The sequence below is a fragment of the Nocardiopsis sp. NPDC101807 genome (assembly GCF_044766605.1).
GTDB classification, from domain to species: Bacteria; Actinomycetota; Actinomycetes; order Streptosporangiales; family Streptosporangiaceae; genus Nocardiopsis; species Nocardiopsis tropica.
The window spans coordinates 117522-133533 of record NZ_JBIWMK010000007.1; the positions used below are offsets into that span (position 1 = coordinate 117522).

General features: G+C 72.0%; 17 protein-coding genes. 5 read left to right on the forward strand and 12 right to left on the reverse strand.

Annotated features, from left to right (window positions below; all coding sequences use genetic code 11):
* Window positions 1-3: 3 nt before the first annotated feature.
* From ACIRPH_RS21870 to coxB, 4 genes are all read right to left on the reverse strand, one after another.
* Window positions 4-1302: an Ig-like domain-containing protein gene (locus tag ACIRPH_RS21870; protein WP_402917093.1), complete on the reverse strand. Its 1299-nt coding sequence runs from the start codon at window positions 1300-1302 to the stop codon at window positions 4-6.
* A gap of 243 nt (window positions 1303-1545) precedes the next feature.
* Window positions 1546-1971, reverse strand: a complete 426-nt coding sequence (locus tag ACIRPH_RS21875; protein WP_267948872.1) for a cytochrome c oxidase subunit 4 — start codon at window positions 1969-1971, stop codon at window positions 1546-1548.
* 10 nt (window positions 1972-1981) lie between these two features.
* Window positions 1982-3649 carry a cytochrome c oxidase subunit I gene (ctaD, locus tag ACIRPH_RS21880; protein ID WP_402917095.1) on the reverse strand — a complete coding sequence of 556 codons (1668 nt, stop codon included), beginning with the start codon at window positions 3647-3649 and terminating at the stop codon, window positions 1982-1984.
* Entirely contained in the window at window positions 3650-4471 is an 822-nt protein-coding gene (gene coxB / locus ACIRPH_RS21885; RefSeq protein WP_330161710.1) for a cytochrome c oxidase subunit II, read from the reverse strand. It lies immediately after the preceding gene.
* A 537-nt stretch (window positions 4472-5008) separates the two neighbouring features.
* Between coxB and ACIRPH_RS21890 the strand changes: the two genes are divergently transcribed.
* Window positions 5009-5257, forward strand: a complete 249-nt coding sequence (locus tag ACIRPH_RS21890; RefSeq protein ID WP_402917097.1) for a sulfurtransferase TusA family protein — start codon at window positions 5009-5011, stop codon at window positions 5255-5257.
* A gap of 174 nt (window positions 5258-5431) precedes the next feature.
* On the opposite strand, the gene rpsD is transcribed toward ACIRPH_RS21890, so the two are convergent.
* The 7 genes from rpsD to ACIRPH_RS21925 form a co-directional block, all read right to left on the reverse strand.
* A complete protein-coding gene (gene rpsD, locus ACIRPH_RS21895; protein ID WP_402917099.1) occupies window positions 5432-6043 on the reverse strand; it encodes a 30S ribosomal protein S4 in 612 nt (203 codons plus the stop codon).
* Window positions 6044-6406: 363 nt separating this feature from the next.
* On the reverse strand, window positions 6407-7378 hold the full coding sequence (locus ACIRPH_RS21900) for a carbohydrate kinase family protein (RefSeq protein ID WP_402917101.1): 972 nt from the start codon (window positions 7376-7378) through the stop codon (window positions 6407-6409).
* A gap of 234 nt (window positions 7379-7612) precedes the next feature.
* Window positions 7613-7960 carry an iron-sulfur cluster assembly accessory protein gene (locus tag ACIRPH_RS21905; protein WP_267948866.1) on the reverse strand — a complete coding sequence of 116 codons (348 nt, stop codon included), beginning with the start codon at window positions 7958-7960 and terminating at the stop codon, window positions 7613-7615.
* 295 nt (window positions 7961-8255) lie between these two features.
* Window positions 8256-8855, reverse strand: a complete 600-nt coding sequence (locus ACIRPH_RS21910) for a hypothetical protein (RefSeq protein WP_402917103.1) — start codon at window positions 8853-8855, stop codon at window positions 8256-8258.
* A gap of 44 nt (window positions 8856-8899) precedes the next feature.
* Window positions 8900-9820, reverse strand: a complete 921-nt coding sequence (gene htpX / locus ACIRPH_RS21915; RefSeq protein WP_402917105.1) for a zinc metalloprotease HtpX — start codon at window positions 9818-9820, stop codon at window positions 8900-8902.
* A 345-nt stretch (window positions 9821-10165) separates the two neighbouring features.
* Window positions 10166-10444 (reverse strand): hypothetical protein, encoded by a 279-nt coding sequence (locus ACIRPH_RS21920; protein ID WP_330161715.1) that lies wholly within the window; start codon window positions 10442-10444, stop codon window positions 10166-10168.
* Window positions 10441-11208, reverse strand: coding sequence for a PspA/IM30 family protein (locus ACIRPH_RS21925; protein ID WP_402917108.1), 768 nt, complete (start codon window positions 11206-11208; stop codon window positions 10441-10443). Before ACIRPH_RS21925 ends, ACIRPH_RS21920 begins: the two co-directional genes overlap by 4 nt.
* Before the next feature lie 96 nt (window positions 11209-11304).
* Between ACIRPH_RS21925 and ACIRPH_RS21930 the strand changes: the two genes are divergently transcribed.
* Window positions 11305-11979 carry a DUF3043 domain-containing protein gene (locus ACIRPH_RS21930; protein WP_402917110.1) on the forward strand — a complete coding sequence of 225 codons (675 nt, stop codon included), beginning with the start codon at window positions 11305-11307 and terminating at the stop codon, window positions 11977-11979.
* A gap of 143 nt (window positions 11980-12122) precedes the next feature.
* A complete protein-coding gene (locus tag ACIRPH_RS21935; protein WP_402917112.1) occupies window positions 12123-13130 on the forward strand; it encodes an aldo/keto reductase family protein in 1008 nt (335 codons plus the stop codon).
* A gap of 373 nt (window positions 13131-13503) precedes the next feature.
* On the opposite strand, the gene ACIRPH_RS21940 is transcribed toward ACIRPH_RS21935, so the two are convergent.
* Window positions 13504-13710: a hypothetical protein gene (locus ACIRPH_RS21940; protein ID WP_402917114.1), complete on the reverse strand. Its 207-nt coding sequence runs from the start codon at window positions 13708-13710 to the stop codon at window positions 13504-13506.
* Window positions 13711-13916: 206 nt separating this feature from the next.
* Here ACIRPH_RS21940 and ACIRPH_RS21945 point away from each other — a divergent pair, with 206 nt between their 5' ends.
* Together ACIRPH_RS21945 and ACIRPH_RS21950 are read left to right on the forward strand one after the other, a co-directional pair.
* Window positions 13917-14912 carry a bifunctional adenosylcobinamide kinase/adenosylcobinamide-phosphate guanylyltransferase gene (locus tag ACIRPH_RS21945; RefSeq protein ID WP_402917781.1) on the forward strand — a complete coding sequence of 332 codons (996 nt, stop codon included), beginning with the start codon at window positions 13917-13919 and terminating at the stop codon, window positions 14910-14912.
* A gap of 68 nt (window positions 14913-14980) precedes the next feature.
* On the forward strand, window positions 14981-15739 hold the full coding sequence (locus ACIRPH_RS21950; RefSeq protein ID WP_402917783.1) for an adenosylcobinamide-GDP ribazoletransferase: 759 nt from the start codon (window positions 14981-14983) through the stop codon (window positions 15737-15739).
* Window positions 15740-16012: the final 273 nt, after the last annotated feature.

Below are 16012 nucleotides of genomic sequence, written 5' to 3' on the forward strand. Positions count from 1 at the left end.
CCGCTACAGGCCCTCGCCGTGCACGCTGCCCGGGGTGCCCGAACCGTCGGTCACCTGGGGCTCACCGGTCTCGCTGTGCTTCAACCACTCCTCCCAGGAGCGCTGCCAGAAGCCCCACCCGTTGTCCCACTCCAGTTCGCGCCCGGTGCCGGTGGTCTCCAGGATGTCGCCCATCAGCGCCTGGTCGTGGAACCACCGGGCGTCCCGCACGGACATGTTCGTGCAGCCGTTGGAGGTGTTCGCGTGGCCGATGGCGCCGTTCCACGGCGCCGCGTGGGTGAACTCGCCGCTGTCGGAGGTGCGCACGGCCCAGTCCACGTCGAGCCGGTAGTGGCCCGGCGAGCCCTCGGGGATGCCGACCGTCGCCGAGTCCATCACGAGCTCGGCGTACTTCTCCATGGTGACGTGGGTGCCGGAGGTGGTGGTGTTGAAGCGCTCCAGGCCCTTGCCGTTGCTCACCGGGATCGTGCGCACGACCTCGCCGTCGATCTCCACCCGGAGCTCGTGGTCGGGGACGTGCATCGTGGCGACGAGCTCCCGGCCGATCTCGAAGTCGACACGGTCGTTTTCCACCCCGTAGACGCCCTCGGACGCCTCCACGCCGGCCAGCCTCAGGTCCACGGAGACCTTCTGCCGGGGTTCCCAGTACTCCCGGGGCCGGAACACCGCCGTCTCGTCGTCGACCCAGTTCCACGCGCCCTCGACCGGGTGTTCGGAGGTCACCTCGATGGAGTTCTCCACCTGCGCCTTGTTCTCCACCGGCAGGTCGAAGCCGATGACGACGGGCATGCCGACGCCCACGGTCTGGCCGCTCCGGGGGAAGTGGGAGACGAGTCCGAGGCGTGAGTCCTCGTCGACGCCCTCGGTGTGGAACTCCGCGACGACCTCGGTCTCCTCGCCGCCGGCGTCCTCCGCCGTGGCGTAGACGCTCACCGACGCGCCGGGGGTGAGGTTCCGGTCGCTCTTCCACCGGGTGCCGTCCCCGCTCAGGGTTCCCGGGAACTCCTGCCCCTCCCCGGCCTCCCCCGTCCCGCCGCCGGCCTCCGCGAGCTCGTCCGCGGCGGCCTGCTCCACGCGGACGTCCGTGAGGGTCCCGCCCGACGCCTCCACGCGCACCGGCGTGTTGGGCGCCACGGGGGCGGCGCCCGTCCCGGGGGTGACGGTGATCTCGGGGCCGGGCGCGCCCTCCCCGCCGGGACCCCCCGGCTCCCCGCCCGCGGTGGTGCAGGCCGTCGCCACGAGGACGACCGCGGCGACCGCGGCCACGAGGCGGCGGGCCGCCGATCGGAAGACTCGTCCCATCACGCCAAGGACCTCCAGCGTCGGTTGCGACATGTCCCCGGTGCGCGGGACGGCGCCGGTCCCGGACACGCCGCGCACCGGACACGGGGCCCCGCGCCACGGCGGGGCCACCGAAAACACGACCCCGGCGGCCGGTCGGCCTCGCGGTGCGAGACGGACCGGCCGCCGGGGTGGCGACAGTCGCATACTACCCGGAGTGCGCATTCGGGCACGTTATGTGCCCAGCGCTCGGGGTGGCGCGTCCTAGTGCTGGAACTCCTTGCGGTAGTACTCGAAGATCCAGCCGATCGAGGTGAGGATGATCGCGAAGGCTCCCGTGATCACCATCCACCAGCCGATGGCCACGCCCACCGCGGTGAACGCGACGGCCATCGCGACGAACATCGGCCACCAGCTGTGCGGGCTGAAGAACCCGTACTCCCCGGCGTTCTCGGCGATCTCGCCGTCCAGCCGCTCCTCCGCGGGGAGCCCGTGGAAGCGCTCGCTGCGGCGGGCCGCCTGCCAGAGCCAGAAGCCGATCATCCAGCCGAAGCCGATGGAGACCACCAGGGCGGTGGTGCCCGTCCACTCGATGGCGCCGGTGTCCTGGTAGGACCAGTACACGTACAGGGCGGCAGCAAGACCGAAGAAGGTCGAGATGCCCATGAACAGATAGGCCTGCGTCTTCATGGCGAGATCCCTAGTTCCTCTCGGGGTCCGTGCCCGCCGGAACCGCGGCGTGCGGGTGGTTCAGGTCGAACGCGGGACGCTCCGAACGGATGCGCGGCAGCGACGTGAAGTTGTGCCGCGGCGGCGGGCAGGAGGTCGCCCACTCCAGCGAGCAGCCGTACCCCCACGGGTCGTCCACGGTGACCAGCGGCGCCCTCTTCGCGGTGATGTACATGTTCCAGAAGAAGATGAGCGTCGAGGCCCCGAGCACGAACGACGAGACCGAGGAGATCTGGTTGAGCTCGGTGAAGCCGTCGCCGGGCAGGTAGTCGGCGTAGCGGCGCGGGAAGCCCATGGCGCCGAGCCAGTGCTGCACCAGGAACGTGCCGTGGAAGCCGAAGAAGAGCAGCCAGAAGTGGAACTTGCCCAGCTTCTCGTTGAGCATCCTGCCGGTGAACTTGGGCCACCAGAAGTAGAAGCCCGCGAACATCGCGAACACCACGGTGCCGAAGACCACGTAGTGGAAGTGGGCCACCACGAAGTAGGAGTCGGTGACGTGGAAGTCGATCGGCGGGGAGGCCAGGAGCACACCGGTCAGGCCGCCGAAGAGGAACGTGACCAGGAAGCCGATCGTGAACAGCATCGGCGTCTCGAAGGTCAGCTGCCCCCGCCACATCGTGCCGATCCAGTTGAAGAACTTCACGCCGGTCGGGACCGCGATGAGGAACGTCATGAAGGAGAAGAACGGCAGCAGGACCGCGCCCGTGGGGAACATGTGGTGCGCCCACACCGTGACGGACAGGCCCGCGATGGCGATGGTGGCGGCCACCAGGCTCTTGTAGCCGAAGATCGGCTTGCGGCTGAACACCGGCAGGATCTCCGTCGCGATGCCGAAGAACGGCAGGGCGATGATGTACACCTCGGGGTGCCCGAAGAACCAGAACAGGTGCTGCCACAGGATGGCGCCGCCGTGCTCGGCGTTGAAGACCTGCGTGCCCACCATGCGGTCGGCGCCCAGGGCGATCAGGGCGGCGGTCAGCACCGGGAACGCGATGAGCACCAGGACGCTGGTGAGCAGCGTGTTCCAGGTGAAGATCGGCATGCGGAACATCGTCATGCCGGGTGCGCGCATGCACAGGCCGGTGGTGATGAAGTTGACCGCGCCGAGGATGGTGCCCAGACCGGAGACGGCCAGGCCCAGGATCCACAGGTCGCCGCCCAGGCCCGGGGAGCGGACCGCGTCGGACAGCGGCGTGTACGCGAACCAGCCGAAGCTGGCCGCGCCGCCCGGGGTGAGGAACCCGCCCACGGCGATGAGGCTGCCGAACAGGTACAGGTAGTACCCGAACAGGTTGATCCGGGGGAAGGCGACGTCGGGGGCGCCGATCTGCAGCGGCATGAGGATGTTGGAGAACCCGACGAAGAGCGGGGTCGCGAACATCAGCAGCATGATCGTGCCGTGCATGGTGAACAGCTGGTTGAACTGCTCGTTGGACATGACCTGCATGCCCGGTGAGAACAGCTCGGCGCGCATGAGGAGCGCCAGGACGCCGCCGAAGAGGAAGAACGCGAACGAGGTGATCAGGTACATGTACCCGATGACCTTGTGGTCGGTCGACGTCAGCCAGTTGACGATGATCGAGCCCGCGCTCGACGGCGCCTTGCCGTCGGTGCGAGCCGGTGTTGCCGTCGTGGTCATTTACTCGTTCTCCTCGGCGTCGGCCGCGCCCGAACCGGTGCCCTCGGCATCCGATCCCTCGGCACCCGAGCCGTCGGCGGAGTCCGCTTCGGAATCCACGGCCTCGGCGGCCTCGTTGTCGGCGGTCACGGCCGCCTGCTCCTGCTCGGCGGCCCAGGCGTCGTACTCGTCCTGGGGAAGGACCTCGACGTTGAAGAGCATGCGGGTGTGGTCGACTCCGCACAGCTCCGCGCAGCGGCCGATGTACTGGCCCGCGCTGTCCTCGGTGAGGCTCGCCTGGAACGCGTTGTCACGTCCGGGGACGACGTCCATCTTGAAGCCGAACTCGGGGATCCAGAACGAGTGGATGACGTCGGGCGAGTGGAGGTCGAAGTGGACGGTCGCGCCCTCGGGAAGCACCAGGGTGGTCTGCGTCGAGGGGTCGGCGGTGCCGTCCGGGTTGGGGATGCCCGTCTCGGAGAAGAGCACCTCGCCGCCGTTCTCCTTGGTGTCGTCGAGGTAGTTGAACTGCCAGGCCCATTGGAAGGCCACGACCTCGATGTTCACGTCGGCCGGCTCGTCGGTGTCCAGGATGATCGCCTGGTCCCGCGCGGTGAAGAAGAAGAGCACGGAGATGACGACGATCGGCAGGACGGTGTAGAGCGCTTCGATGGGCATGTTGTACCGCACCTGCGGCGGCAACTGCTCAGAGCGCTTGCGGTGGAAGATGACTGACCAGATGATCAGTCCCCACACGAGAATGCCGACCGCGAAAGCCGCCACCCAGGAGCCCTGCCAGAGCGAGAGAACACGCTCGGCTTGGTCGGTGATCGGCTCCGGCATGCCCAAACGAGTGAGATCGTTCGACGCGCAGCCGGTCGCGGCCAGCCCCAGCACGGCGAGCGCGGCGCCGCGTGGTGCCCATCGGCGCGGATTGGGGCGCCGATTTTCTTGGCGGGTCGGACTCACGGATTGCCTTCCCAGCGGTGAAGCCCGTGGATCCTCCACGGGCGGCCTAAGTGTCCAAAGCTTGTCAAGGGGAAACATTATCGCGAACCGCCCGGCGTGCCGTTCATGGGCTTACCTGGTCAGCGTGTTGCCAGACGCCCCTGCGCGGAACGCGCGGCGGTACGTGGAGCCGGGCCCGTTCGCCCGCGGAGGATACCCTCCCGGCTGGCTACGGAGCGCGGCCCGGCGTCCCCCCGGGCCCTCCTCCCCGCGGGCGACCCCGCCGCTCGTGGGCGGCGGTTCCGGAAGCTTCGCGAGGAAAGACCAAGGCGAGCGTATCGCTGGGTTTACGACGCCCTTAACCGGGTTCGCCTTACGGGGCGGGTCGGGTCAAGATGGGGGGACAGGACGACGACCCACAGGGGGTGTTCGGTGCCCGGGTATCCGCCGCAGGCCCCGCTGGTCACGGTCGAGGCGGTGGGCCGCAAGTGCCCCGTCCCGATCATCATGCTGGCCGCCAGGCTGGGAGAAGTGCCCATCGGGTCGGTCATCGCGGTCACCGCGGACGACCCGGCCGCACGGGCCGACATCCCCGCATGGTGCCGTATGAAGATGCACGAGTTCCTCGCGGAGGAGCCGCTGGAGCGGGGTAGCGCGTTTCACATCCGCCGGATGTACTGAACCGGCTCCGGCGCACGCTCCGCGATCCCGTTGCGATAACGATTCGCCGCCCGGTGTTTCCCGGGAGTGGCGAGGGAGGGCGCCCGCACACGACGAGGCCGCGCGGACGGGGTCCGCGCGGCCTCTCCGGTCCTCTGCGCGCCCCTGGGGACGCACGCGGGGCGGGGTTCGCGACTAGCGGGCGTAGAACTCGACGACGAGCTGCTCGTCGAAGGGCACCGGGATCTGCTCGCGCTTGGGGCGGTCGATGACCGCGATGCGCAGGTCCTTGTGGCTCACCGCGAGGAAGCCGGCGATCTTGTCGTCCGCGTGGACGCCCTCGGCGGCCTCGACGAACGGCACCATGTTGCGGGACTTCTCCCGCACCTCGATGATCTGCCCGGGCTTGACCTGGTACGACGGGATGTCGACCTTCTTGCCGTCCACGGTGATGTGGCCGTGGTTGATGAACTGGCGGGCGGCGTAGATCGACGCGGCCAGACCGGCGCGCAGCACGACCGTGGCCAGACGCATCTCCAGCTCGGCGAGCATCTCCTCACCGGTGCGGCCGGAGCGCTTCTTCGCGTTCTCGTAGATCCTGACCAGCTGCTTCTCGGTCAGGTCGTAGTACCAGCGCACCTTCTGCTTCTCCGCCTGACGGACGGCGAAGTCGCTGCTGTTGCGGCGGACACGGCGACCGTGCTCACCGGGCGGGTACGGACGCTTCTCGAAGTAGCTGACCGCCTTACGGGTCAGCGGGGTGCCGGCGCGCCGGGACAACCGCACCTTCGGTCCGGTGTAGCGCATGCAATGTCCTTTCAGGGTGAATCAGGGAATCCCAGGTAAGGCTTGCCTAGATCTGGGAGGCGCTCACGGCGCCCGAGCCCCGACCGCGTGCCGTGGCACGGGGGTCCGGGGTGGGTTCCCCACCGTCGCGGCGACCCTGCGCGGACGGCTTGGGCTAGGTAACCGGTACGCGTTTCAGCGCACCGGCGGGCACGGGGCTCCCCGTGCAGGCGGCCGGGGCGCCCTGGGGCGCGCGGCCGACCGTTCGGGGCGCGGCCCGGTCCGGGGTCGGATCGGGTCGTGCGGGTCGCGACTATCTACTGTACGGGTTCCCGGGCACCGCCCCGACCCGGGCGGGCGGGGGACGGCGCCCGGGACCCCCGGTCAGACGAACGGCCGGACCTCGGCGGCGGCCGCGGAGCCGTACGACTTCTCCACGCGCTCCAGCAGGGAGGCGCCGGTCATGGTGTACTCCTGCGGGCCGTCGGCCTCCAGGCAGTGCACGGCGGTGGCGTTGCCGACCTGGGCGGCCCGCTCCAGCGACAGCCCCCAGGAGTGGGCGGCCAGGAAGCCCGCGCGGAAGGCGTCCCCCATGCCGGTGGGGTCGACGAGGTGGTCGACCGAGGCCGCGGGGACGTGCAGGGCCGGCTCGCCCTCCCGGTCGATGCGGGCGCCCTTGGCCCCGAGGGTGGTGACGCGGGTGCCGACCCGGCTCAGGACGTCCTCGTCGGACCAGCCGGTCTTCTGCTCCGCGAGGGCCTTCTCGTACTCGTTGCCGAACAGGAAGGTCGCGCCCTCGATGAGGGTGCGGACCTCGGGGCCCTCCATCCGGGCCAGCTGCTGGGAGGGGTCCGCCGCGAAGGGGATGCCGCGCGTGCGGCACTCCTCGCTGTGGCGGACCATGGCGAGCGGGTCGTCGGCGCCGATGAGGACGAGGTCGAGCCCGCCGACCCGCTCCGCGACCGCCTGCAGCTCGATGTTGCGCGCCTCGGCCATGGCGCCCGCGTAGAACGAGGCGATCTGGTTCTGGTCGCGGTCCGTGGTGCAGATGAACCGGGCGGTGTGCCGCAGCTCGGAGATGTACACGGCGGACGTGTCGACCCCGTGGCGGTCCAGCCAGGCGCGGTAGTCCTCGAAGTCGGCCCCCGCCGCGCCGACGAGGACGGGGGCGAGGCCGAAGCCGCCCATGCCGAAGCAGATGTTGGCCGCGACGCCTCCGCGACGGACGTCCAGCTCATCGATCAGGAAGGAGAGGGACAACTGCTGGATCTGGTCGGGGATGATCTGTTCCGCGAACCGGCCCTCGAAGGACATGAGGTGGTCGGTGGCGATGGATCCGGCAACCGCGATACGCACGGGACGAAGGCTCCTTGGGTGGGAGGCGTCCGGTCGGGGCGACCGGACGGGTGCGGGCAGGCCGAGAACGTGCCCGTTTCGGACCGACCCAGGGTACCCAGTGCCGCTCCCGGTCGGGATTCCGTCATCGGGATTCCCCCGCGCGGGGCTGCGGAAACGACGAGGGGGAGGGCGGATGTCCGCCCTCCCCCGGTGCCCGGCCCCCCGCCGCGGCCGGCGGCGGGGGCGCGCTCCCTAGTTGAAGGAGTCGCCGCAGGCGCAGGAACCCGTGGCGTTGGGGTTGTCGATCGTGAACCCCTGCTTCTCGATGGTGTCCACGAAGTCGATCGTGGCGCCGACGAGGTAGGGGGAGCTCATCCGGTCGGTGACGACCTCGACGCCGCCGAAGTCGGTGACGACGTCCCCGTCCAGGTCGCGCTCGTCGAAGTAGAGCTGGTAACGCAGCCCCGAGCAACCACCGGGCTGGACGGCCACGCGGAGACGGAGGTCGTCCCGGCCCTCCTGCTCCAGGAGCGCCCTGACCTTGCCGGACGCCTCGTCGGTGAGGTTGATCCCCTCGGTGACCTCGCTCTGAACCGTCATGTTGTAAAGCTCCTCTGAAAAGGGGTTGCGGCTGCCTGGCGACCCCTGGTCGCTTGGGGGACCGGCCCGCCGCGGCGGGTCCTGTCCTCTTCAACGGATCCCAACGCCCGGGGCCGGTCCGGCATTCCGCCGCGCCGCCGCTGTGTTCTCCCTGTCACCGTTCCCCAGTGCCCCCTGGCGTGGGGGAGGTTCCGGCGAAGCACGGGTGTGCTCGTCCCCCCAGGGTAATTTGTCCGGCCCCGGGACGCCATCTCCCGGCACGGCCCGTGCCGCCGGGACGGGGCTCCGCCCCGGTTCACAGGCCCGGCGCGCCGTAGACCGGGAACCAGCGCGAGCGGTCCCGCTCCAGGGGCAGGTCGTCGCCGACGGCGGCCTCGAGCTGGAGTTCGAGGGCGTTGTCCCGGCGGCTGCCGCCGCCGGTGGGCGCGAAGGGGTAGAAGGTCCCGCGCTTGTACAGGTACACGAGGCCCAGGGAGCGCGTCCCGTCCGTGAACCCGACGAGGGAGCACAGGAGCGAGGGCCCGTACCCGTTGGCCTCCAGGGTGGAGTTGACGGCGTGCAGGTCGGTGACCAGGCCGGTGATGTCGGGGTCGGCGACCTCTCCCCCCGCTCCCACGGGGTCGTGCGAGCGGACGACCAGCCACGTGTAGCCGTAGTCGTCGGTGACCTGGTCGACGGGCGGCCCGTCACCGGCGTCGAGCAGCGCGGTGATGTCGCGTTCCAGGTCGGCGAAGGCCGCGCCCTCGGTGGCGCGGAAGGCGACGGACCCGGTTCCGGTGGGCCGGAACCCGGCCGCGGCCCGCAGGGTGACGGCCGCCGAGGGCAGGCCGAAGAGGGCGTCGAGGTCGGGTGCGGTCGGCTTGGAGCGGCCCAGCAGGGCCCGCCAGAAACTCATCGTGTGCTCCCTCGTCGGTCGGGTGGCGTCCGCCGCGACCCCGCTCAGCGGCCCTGTCCGAGCTGCCGGGAGATCTCGGAGAGCTGGGACAGGCGCTGGTCGACCGGGGGGTGGGTCGCGACCAGCCGGCTGAAGCTGAACCCCTTGCGGGAGAGTGCGGGGGCGAAGAAGAACGCGTTGAACGGCTCCACCTGGCGCAGGTCGCGGCTGGGGATCCGCGCCATGTCGCCGGTGATCTTGGTGAGGGCGCTCCCCAGCGCGGAGGGGCGCCCGGTCAGGTAGGCGGCGGCCCGGTCGGCCGAGAGCTCCCGGTAGCGGGACAGCGCCCGGGTGAGCAGGAAGCTGAGCGCCCAGGCGACGGCGCTGACCAGGACCACCAGGAGGGCGACCACCGCGGGCGCCGGCCCGTTGTTGTTGCCGCGGCTCGCCCCGGCGAACATGGCGAAGCGCAGGCCCGCCTGGGTGAGGAAGCCCGCGACGATGCCGAGGAACCCGGCGACGGTCATGACCATGACGTCGCGGTGGGCGATGTGGGAGAGCTCGTGGGCGATGACCGCCTCCAGCTCGGGGCCCTCCAGGCGGCGCATGAGGCCGGTCGTCACGCAGATGACCGCGCTCTTCTCGTTGTGGCCGGTGGCGAAGGCGTTGGGGACGTCGGTGTCGGCGACCCCGACCCTGGGCTTGGCCATGTCGGCCATGGCGCACAGCCGGTCGACCACGGCGTGCAGCTCGGGCGCCTGCTGGGGCGTGACCTCCTTGGCCCCCATGGAGAACATGGCGATCTTGTCGGAGGCGAAGTAGCTGAAGAGCGCGAACCCGGCGACGAGGAGGACCACGAGCCACACGTTGAGCCCCACGAGGACCAGGCCGACCACGAAGGCCGCGTACACCAGGGCCAGGAGGCCCATGGTCGTCACCATCCGGGTGGTGAGCCCGCGGTCCGGCCTGAACTTGGAACCAGCCATGCCGCACTCCTCTCCCCGACTGTCTCGGAGTGTAGTTCGCACAGGTGAGAAAGGGGTCAAAGCGGTGTACAGCGTGTTCCCCCGGGTGCGTCCCCCTCTCCGGTCAACGGGGAGGCGGGGGCGCCGGGTTCCGCCGGGGCGGTCGGGCGGGGGTGTTCCGGCGCACACCGGTCCCCGCACGCGCCGAGGCCGCCGTGACGGTGTCACGGCGGCCTCGGCGAAAACACGCGCGCGCAGGCACCGAGCGCGGTTCCGACCGGCCGTGGCCGGGCCTGTCGGATCCCGCGGCCCCTGTCCGGCGCACACCTGGACGGATGCGGTGTGCGCGGACGGAGAGGTCCGGTCCTAGCCGGGGATGAGCCCGTCGTCCTGGAGCATCTGCCGCACCTCTTCCATGCTGGCGTCGGCGTGCGGGAGGATGAACTCGGACGGCTCCAGGGCGTCGGGGGGCAGCGGCCTGCCGTCCTCCCGGACCTTCGCGAGAAGGTCGTGCAGGGCCTGGCGGAACGTCTCCTCGTCACCCGACTCGATCGCCGACTCCAGCGCGGAGTCGAAGGAGTTGAGCAGTTGCAGGTCGGCGTCGGTCAGGTCGACCTGGCCCTCACCCATGATGCGGACGATCACGAGCCCTCCCGGTTCCCGGTGCTGCCGGCGCCGTTCCCGCCCTCGATCTGAGGGGTGGAGCCGCCGCCGCCGAGCTCCATCTTCATGCGCTCCAGCTCGGCCTCGACGCCGGTGGTGCTGGCCATCCGGTCGAGCTCGCTCTGGATGTCGTCCTTGGCGGTGCCGGTGACGTCGTCGAGCGCGCCGGAGGCGAGCAGTTCGTCGACGGCTCCGGCGCGGGCCTGCATCTCGGCGGTCTTGTCCTCGGCACGCTGGACCGCCATGCCGACGTCGCCCATCTCCTCGGAGATGCCGGAGAAGGCCTCGCTGATCTGCGTCTGGGCCTGGGCGGCGGTGTACGTCGCCTTGATGGTCTCCTTGCGCGTGCGGAAGGCGTCCACCTTGGCCTGGAGGCGCTGGGCCGCCAGCGTGAGCTTCTGCTCCTCGCCCTGGAGGTTGGCGTGCTGCTCGCGCAGGCCCTCGATCTGCGTGGCCAGGCCGGAGCGGCGGGTGAGGGCCTCGCGGGCGAGGTCCTCACGGCCCTGGGTCAGGGCCGCCCGGCCCTGGTTCTCCAGCTTGCCGGACTGCTGCTCCAGCTGCTGGATCTGGAGCTCGACCCGCTTGCGGGAGGTCGCGACGTCCGCCACCCCGCGACGGACCTTCTGCAGGAGTTCGAGCTGTTTCTGGTACGAGTAGTCGAGGGTTTCCCTGGGGTCCTCGACCGAGTCCAAGGCCTTGTTGGCCTTGGACTTGAAGATCATCGAAAGTCGCTGAAACACGCTCATCGGCGTGGCCGTCCCCTTCTCGGTGCGTACATCGGCTGTTCCCAGCGGGCGCTTTGCCCAACCCTACGCGGTCTGGCCCGCGGTCGCCATAAAGCTATGACCGGCTACCCTGTGGGTGTGTTCCGACGTCGCTCCGCTTCCGCAGCCACGGATTCGCACTCTTCCGAATCCGCCAGCCCCGAGGCCACTGAGGCCACCCAACCTAAGGGATACACCCCCAAGAAGGGTGTCCCCACCCCAAAGCGCAGGGAATCCGAGACGATCCCCCGCAAGCCGGTGAAGGCCCCCGAGAGCCGTAAGGAGGCCTACCGCGCCTACCGGGACCGTCTCGACCGTCAACGCGGCCAGGGCGTCCGGAGTTCCGGCGGCCTCAAGGGCGTGCCCAAGGACGAGGCCCGCTACTACCGCCAGCAGGACCTGGGCGAGGCCCGCGCGTTCGCCCGCGACTACATCGACTCGCGCCGCAGCGCCAGCGAGTTCTTCCTGCCGTTCTCGATCCTCATCATCGTCCTGCTGTTCATCAACAACCCGCTCTTCCAGGTGGGCGTGGCCTACGTGGCCTGGCCGCTGATGATGGTGACGATCATCGCCGAGGGCGTCCTGGTGGGCCGCGCCGTCAAGAAGCGCGCCCTGGAGTACTTCCCGGACGACACCGCCATCCGGGGCATCGGGATGTACGCGGCCATGCGCCAGCTGCAGTTCCGCCGCCTGCGCCTGCCCAAGCCGCGGCTGAAGGTCGGCGAGGACCCGACGCCCCGCGGCGCGCGCTGACGCCCCGCGCCTCCCCTCCCCGCGCCGCGTGAGTAGGGCCGGTGTCCGCACCGGCCCTTCACTCCTCCCCGGCGCGGGAGCGTTCCCAGTCATGCAGTTACATTCCCGACAGAGCGACACGATCCCCCACTAGAGTGCTGCCCATGGACTTTCGGCATCTAGGCAACAGCGGTCTCATGGTCAGCGAGATCGCCTACGGGAACTGGCTCACCCACGGATCCCAGGTGGAGGAGGACACGGCCGCGGCCTGCGTCCGCGCGGCCCTGGACGCGGGCATCACCACGTTCGACACCGCGGACGTGTACGCCAGGGGCAAGGCCGAGGAGGTGCTCGGCCGGGCGCTGAAGGGCGAGCGCCGGGACGGCCTCGAGATCTTCTCCAAGGTCTACTGGCCCATGGGCGACGGCAGGAACGACCGCGGCCTCTCCCGCAAGCACGTCCTCCGCGGCGCCGAGGACTCCCTGCGCCGCCTCGGGACCGACTACCTGGACCTGTACCAGGCGCACCGGTTCGACTACTCCACCCCCCTGGAGGAGACGATGCGGGCGTTCGAGGACCTGGTCCGCCAGGGCAAGGTCCTCTACATCGGCGTCTCGGAGTGGCGCGCGGACGAGATCGAGCAGGCGCTGCGGATCGCCGACGAGATGGGCTTCGACCGGATCGTCTCCAGCCAGCCGCAGTACAACATGGTGTGGCGGGTCGTCGAGTCCGAGGTCGTCCCGGTCTGCGAGCGCGAGGGCATCGGCCAGATCGTGTGGTCGCCGCTGGCGGGAGGCGTCCTGAGCGGCAAGTACAAGCCGGGCCAGGACCTGCCGGAGGGCTCGCGCGCGACCGACCCCAAGATCAAGCAGGCCATCGCCGACAAGGTCGGCGACCAGGTCCTGCTGGAGCGGGTCCAGCGGCTGGAGCCGCTGGCGGCCGAGGCGGGCCTGACCCTGGCGCAGCTGTCCCTGGCCTGGGTCCTCCAGAACCCGAACGTGTCGTCGGCGATCATCGGCGCCTCCCGCCCCGAGCAGGTCGAGGGCAACGTGAAGGCCGCGGGGGTCCGGCTCGACGCGGACCTGCTGGAGCGGATCGACGAGGTCCTCGGCGACAGCGTCGAGCGCGACGCCGCGCTGACCAAGAGCCCCGAGGACGTCCACGCCGTCTAGGCGGCGGGGCCGCGGGCCGTCCGGCGCCCGCGTCCGCCGGGCGTCCTCCCGCCGCGCCGGCCGCCCGTCCCGACCGGCCTGCGCTACGCGTCCCGCGAGAGCCGTCCCGGCGGGCGCTCGCGGCGACCGGCGCGAGCGCCGGGACCACCGCGAGCGCCCGCGGACCACGCCCCGCCCTCCGGGCCCTCCTCCCGTCGCGCCCGCAGGGGACGGCGGGAGGAGGCGGCTCCGAGCGGGCTCCGGGGCGGGCCCGGCACCGGCGGACCGCGGCGGTCTTCGCGTCGGCCGCTCCGCGCGGGCACCGGCGCCCGCCGGGCGCTCACCCGCCCGGGCGGGCCGGTGTCCGGGCCGCGTCCTCCGGGGCCCGGACGCCCTACTCGACGGGTTCCAGGGCCATCGCGTAGACCTCCCGGCCCTCCTCCATGAGGGCGACGCGGCCGACGCCCCCCTCGGCGAGCTCCTGCCAGTTCTCCCCCAGCCAGCTCTCCGCGTCGCCCCGCGAGGTGAACGACTCGGACGGCAGGCCCTCCGCCAGCGGGTCGGCGCCGTCGGCCTCGAAGTACCGCCAGGTCCACGCCATGTTCGACCGCCCTTCGTCACGCAGGCCACGGTGGTGGTCACCGTGATCCTGTGCCGAGCTTAACCAAGGCGCGGGTCGGCATGCTGTTTACTTTTCCGGTGCGTATCCGATTCCAGGGGACGGCGGGCCACGCGGGCTGGCCGGCGCCGCAGTGCACCTGCTCCTCCTGCAACAAGGCCATGGCCGAGCGCCGCCTGCCCGTGCGCGTGACCGTCGACGACCGCTTCCGCGTCCGCGAGGCGGGCGCGGTCGGCCCCGTGCCCCCGGGATACACCGTGTCCGCGACGCCGGACGGCTGCCTGGTCGAGGCCGCCGACGGCGGCCGGCTGCTCTACGCCCGCTCGGGGCCTGGCCCGCTGCCGGGCGGCCCCCCGGTGGAGGCGCGGGCGGAGGGTGTCTCCGACTACTCCTCGGCACGGCCCGAACAGCAGGTGGACATGGTCGTCGTGGACGCCGCGCGGCGCCCGGAGGTCATCGGCGAGCTGCGGCGCTCGGGGGTGATCGGGGTGACCACCGCCGTGGTGGCCGTGGGCGGCGACCACCGGATCCCCTCGCAGCAGGAGTTCGCCCGGCGCGCGCGGCTGTGGGGCGCCCTGGCCCCCGGGGACGGGCAGGTCATGTCGTGCCCGCCGTCCGTGTGGCCGGAGCCGCGCCCGCAGGGGCCGCACCGGACCCTGGTCACCGGCGGCGCCCGCTCGGGGAAGTCGACGGAGGCGGAGCTGCGCCTGCTCGCGGAGCCGAGGGTGGTGTACGCGGCGACCGGGCCGGAGCCGGACCCGTCCGAGGACCCCGAGTGGGCCGACCGGGTGGACAGGCACGTGCGCCGCCGCCCCTGGTGGTGGCGGACCGAGCAGACCGCGGACCTGGTCCCGCTGCTCGGGCGGGCGAGGGGGGCGGTCCTGGTCGACTGCCTCGGCACCTGGCTGACCCGGGTGATGGACGAGGCCGGGCTGTGGGACGAGGCGCCGCCCCCCGACGCGGAGGAGCGGGTGGAGGCGGCGGTCCGCGGTCTGCTGGAGGCCTGGCGCGGGACCCGGGCCTACGTCGTGGCCGTCACCAACGAGGTGGGGTCGGGGGTGGTGCCCGCGACCCGTTCCGGGCGGCTCTTCCGCGACCACCTCGGACGGCTGAACCAGTGGGTGGCGGCCGAGTCCGAGGACGTGGTCCTCGTGACGGCCGGCCGCGTCCTGGAGCTGCCTTGACGGGCGCGCCGACCGGGGACGGTCCCCCCTCCGCCGGCCCGGCGGCCGACGCGCTCGCGGGGGCCCGGATGGCCCTGGGCACGTTCACCTCCTTCCCCGTGCGGGCCGGGCGGGTGGACCGTGCGGCCGCGGGCTGGGCGATGGCGTGGGCGCCCGTGGTCGGCGCGGTGCTGGGCCTCCTCGCCGGCGCGGTCGCGGCGGGCGGCGCGCGGGCCGGCCTGGACCCCTCCCTGGCGGCGGTGCTCGCCGTGGGCCTGGGCGCGCTCGCGACGCGGGGGCTGCACCTGGACGGGCTGGCCGACCTGGCGGACGGGCTGGGGAGCGGCAGGCCGGCGGAGGGGGCGCTGGAGGTGATGCGCCGGTCCGACATCGGACCGTTCGGGGTGGTGGCGGTCGTGGTGGCGATGGCGGCACAGGTCCTGGCGCTGGGACAGCTGGTGGCGGTCTCGCCCTGGGCCGCCCTGTCCGGGGCCGCCGTCGCGGGCGCGACGGGACGGCTGGCGGTGACGCTGGCGTGCGTCCCCCGGGTGCCGCCGGCGCGGCCCGGGGGCCTGGGGGCCTTCGTCGCGGGGACGGTGGACCGGCCGCGTGCGGCGGCGGCCGCGGCGTTCGTCGCCGCCCTCTGCCTCACGGGGGCGGCGCAGGCGCCGGCCCTGGCCGCGGCCCACGCCCTCGCGGCGGCGGCGGGCCTGGTCGCCGCCGGAGCGCTGCTGCGCCGGGCGGTACGGCGCCTCGGCGGTGTCACCGGCGACGTCCTGGGGGCCCTGGTGGAGACGGCCTCGACCGCGGCGCTGGTGGCGGCGGCCGCGGCGACCGCGTGGGTGTGAGGCCGGGCACGGTTCCCACCAGGGGGTTCACGGCCGTGCGGGCGCATCCGGTGGCGGGATGTCGCCATCGTCACATTTTTTCACACGGAGTTTCACGGCCCGCCCCCGCGGGCAGGCGCGGGTCCGCGGGGACGGGCGTGCGACGCCCCCCGTGGGCGACCAGGGGCCCCCTCACCGCGCGGGCGGGCCGGGGCCGCCCCCGGGAACACCCCCCGCCCCCGGTCGCGCGGAGCGCGGCGTCAGACCCCCTGGGGAGCCGGGGTGCCGCGTCCC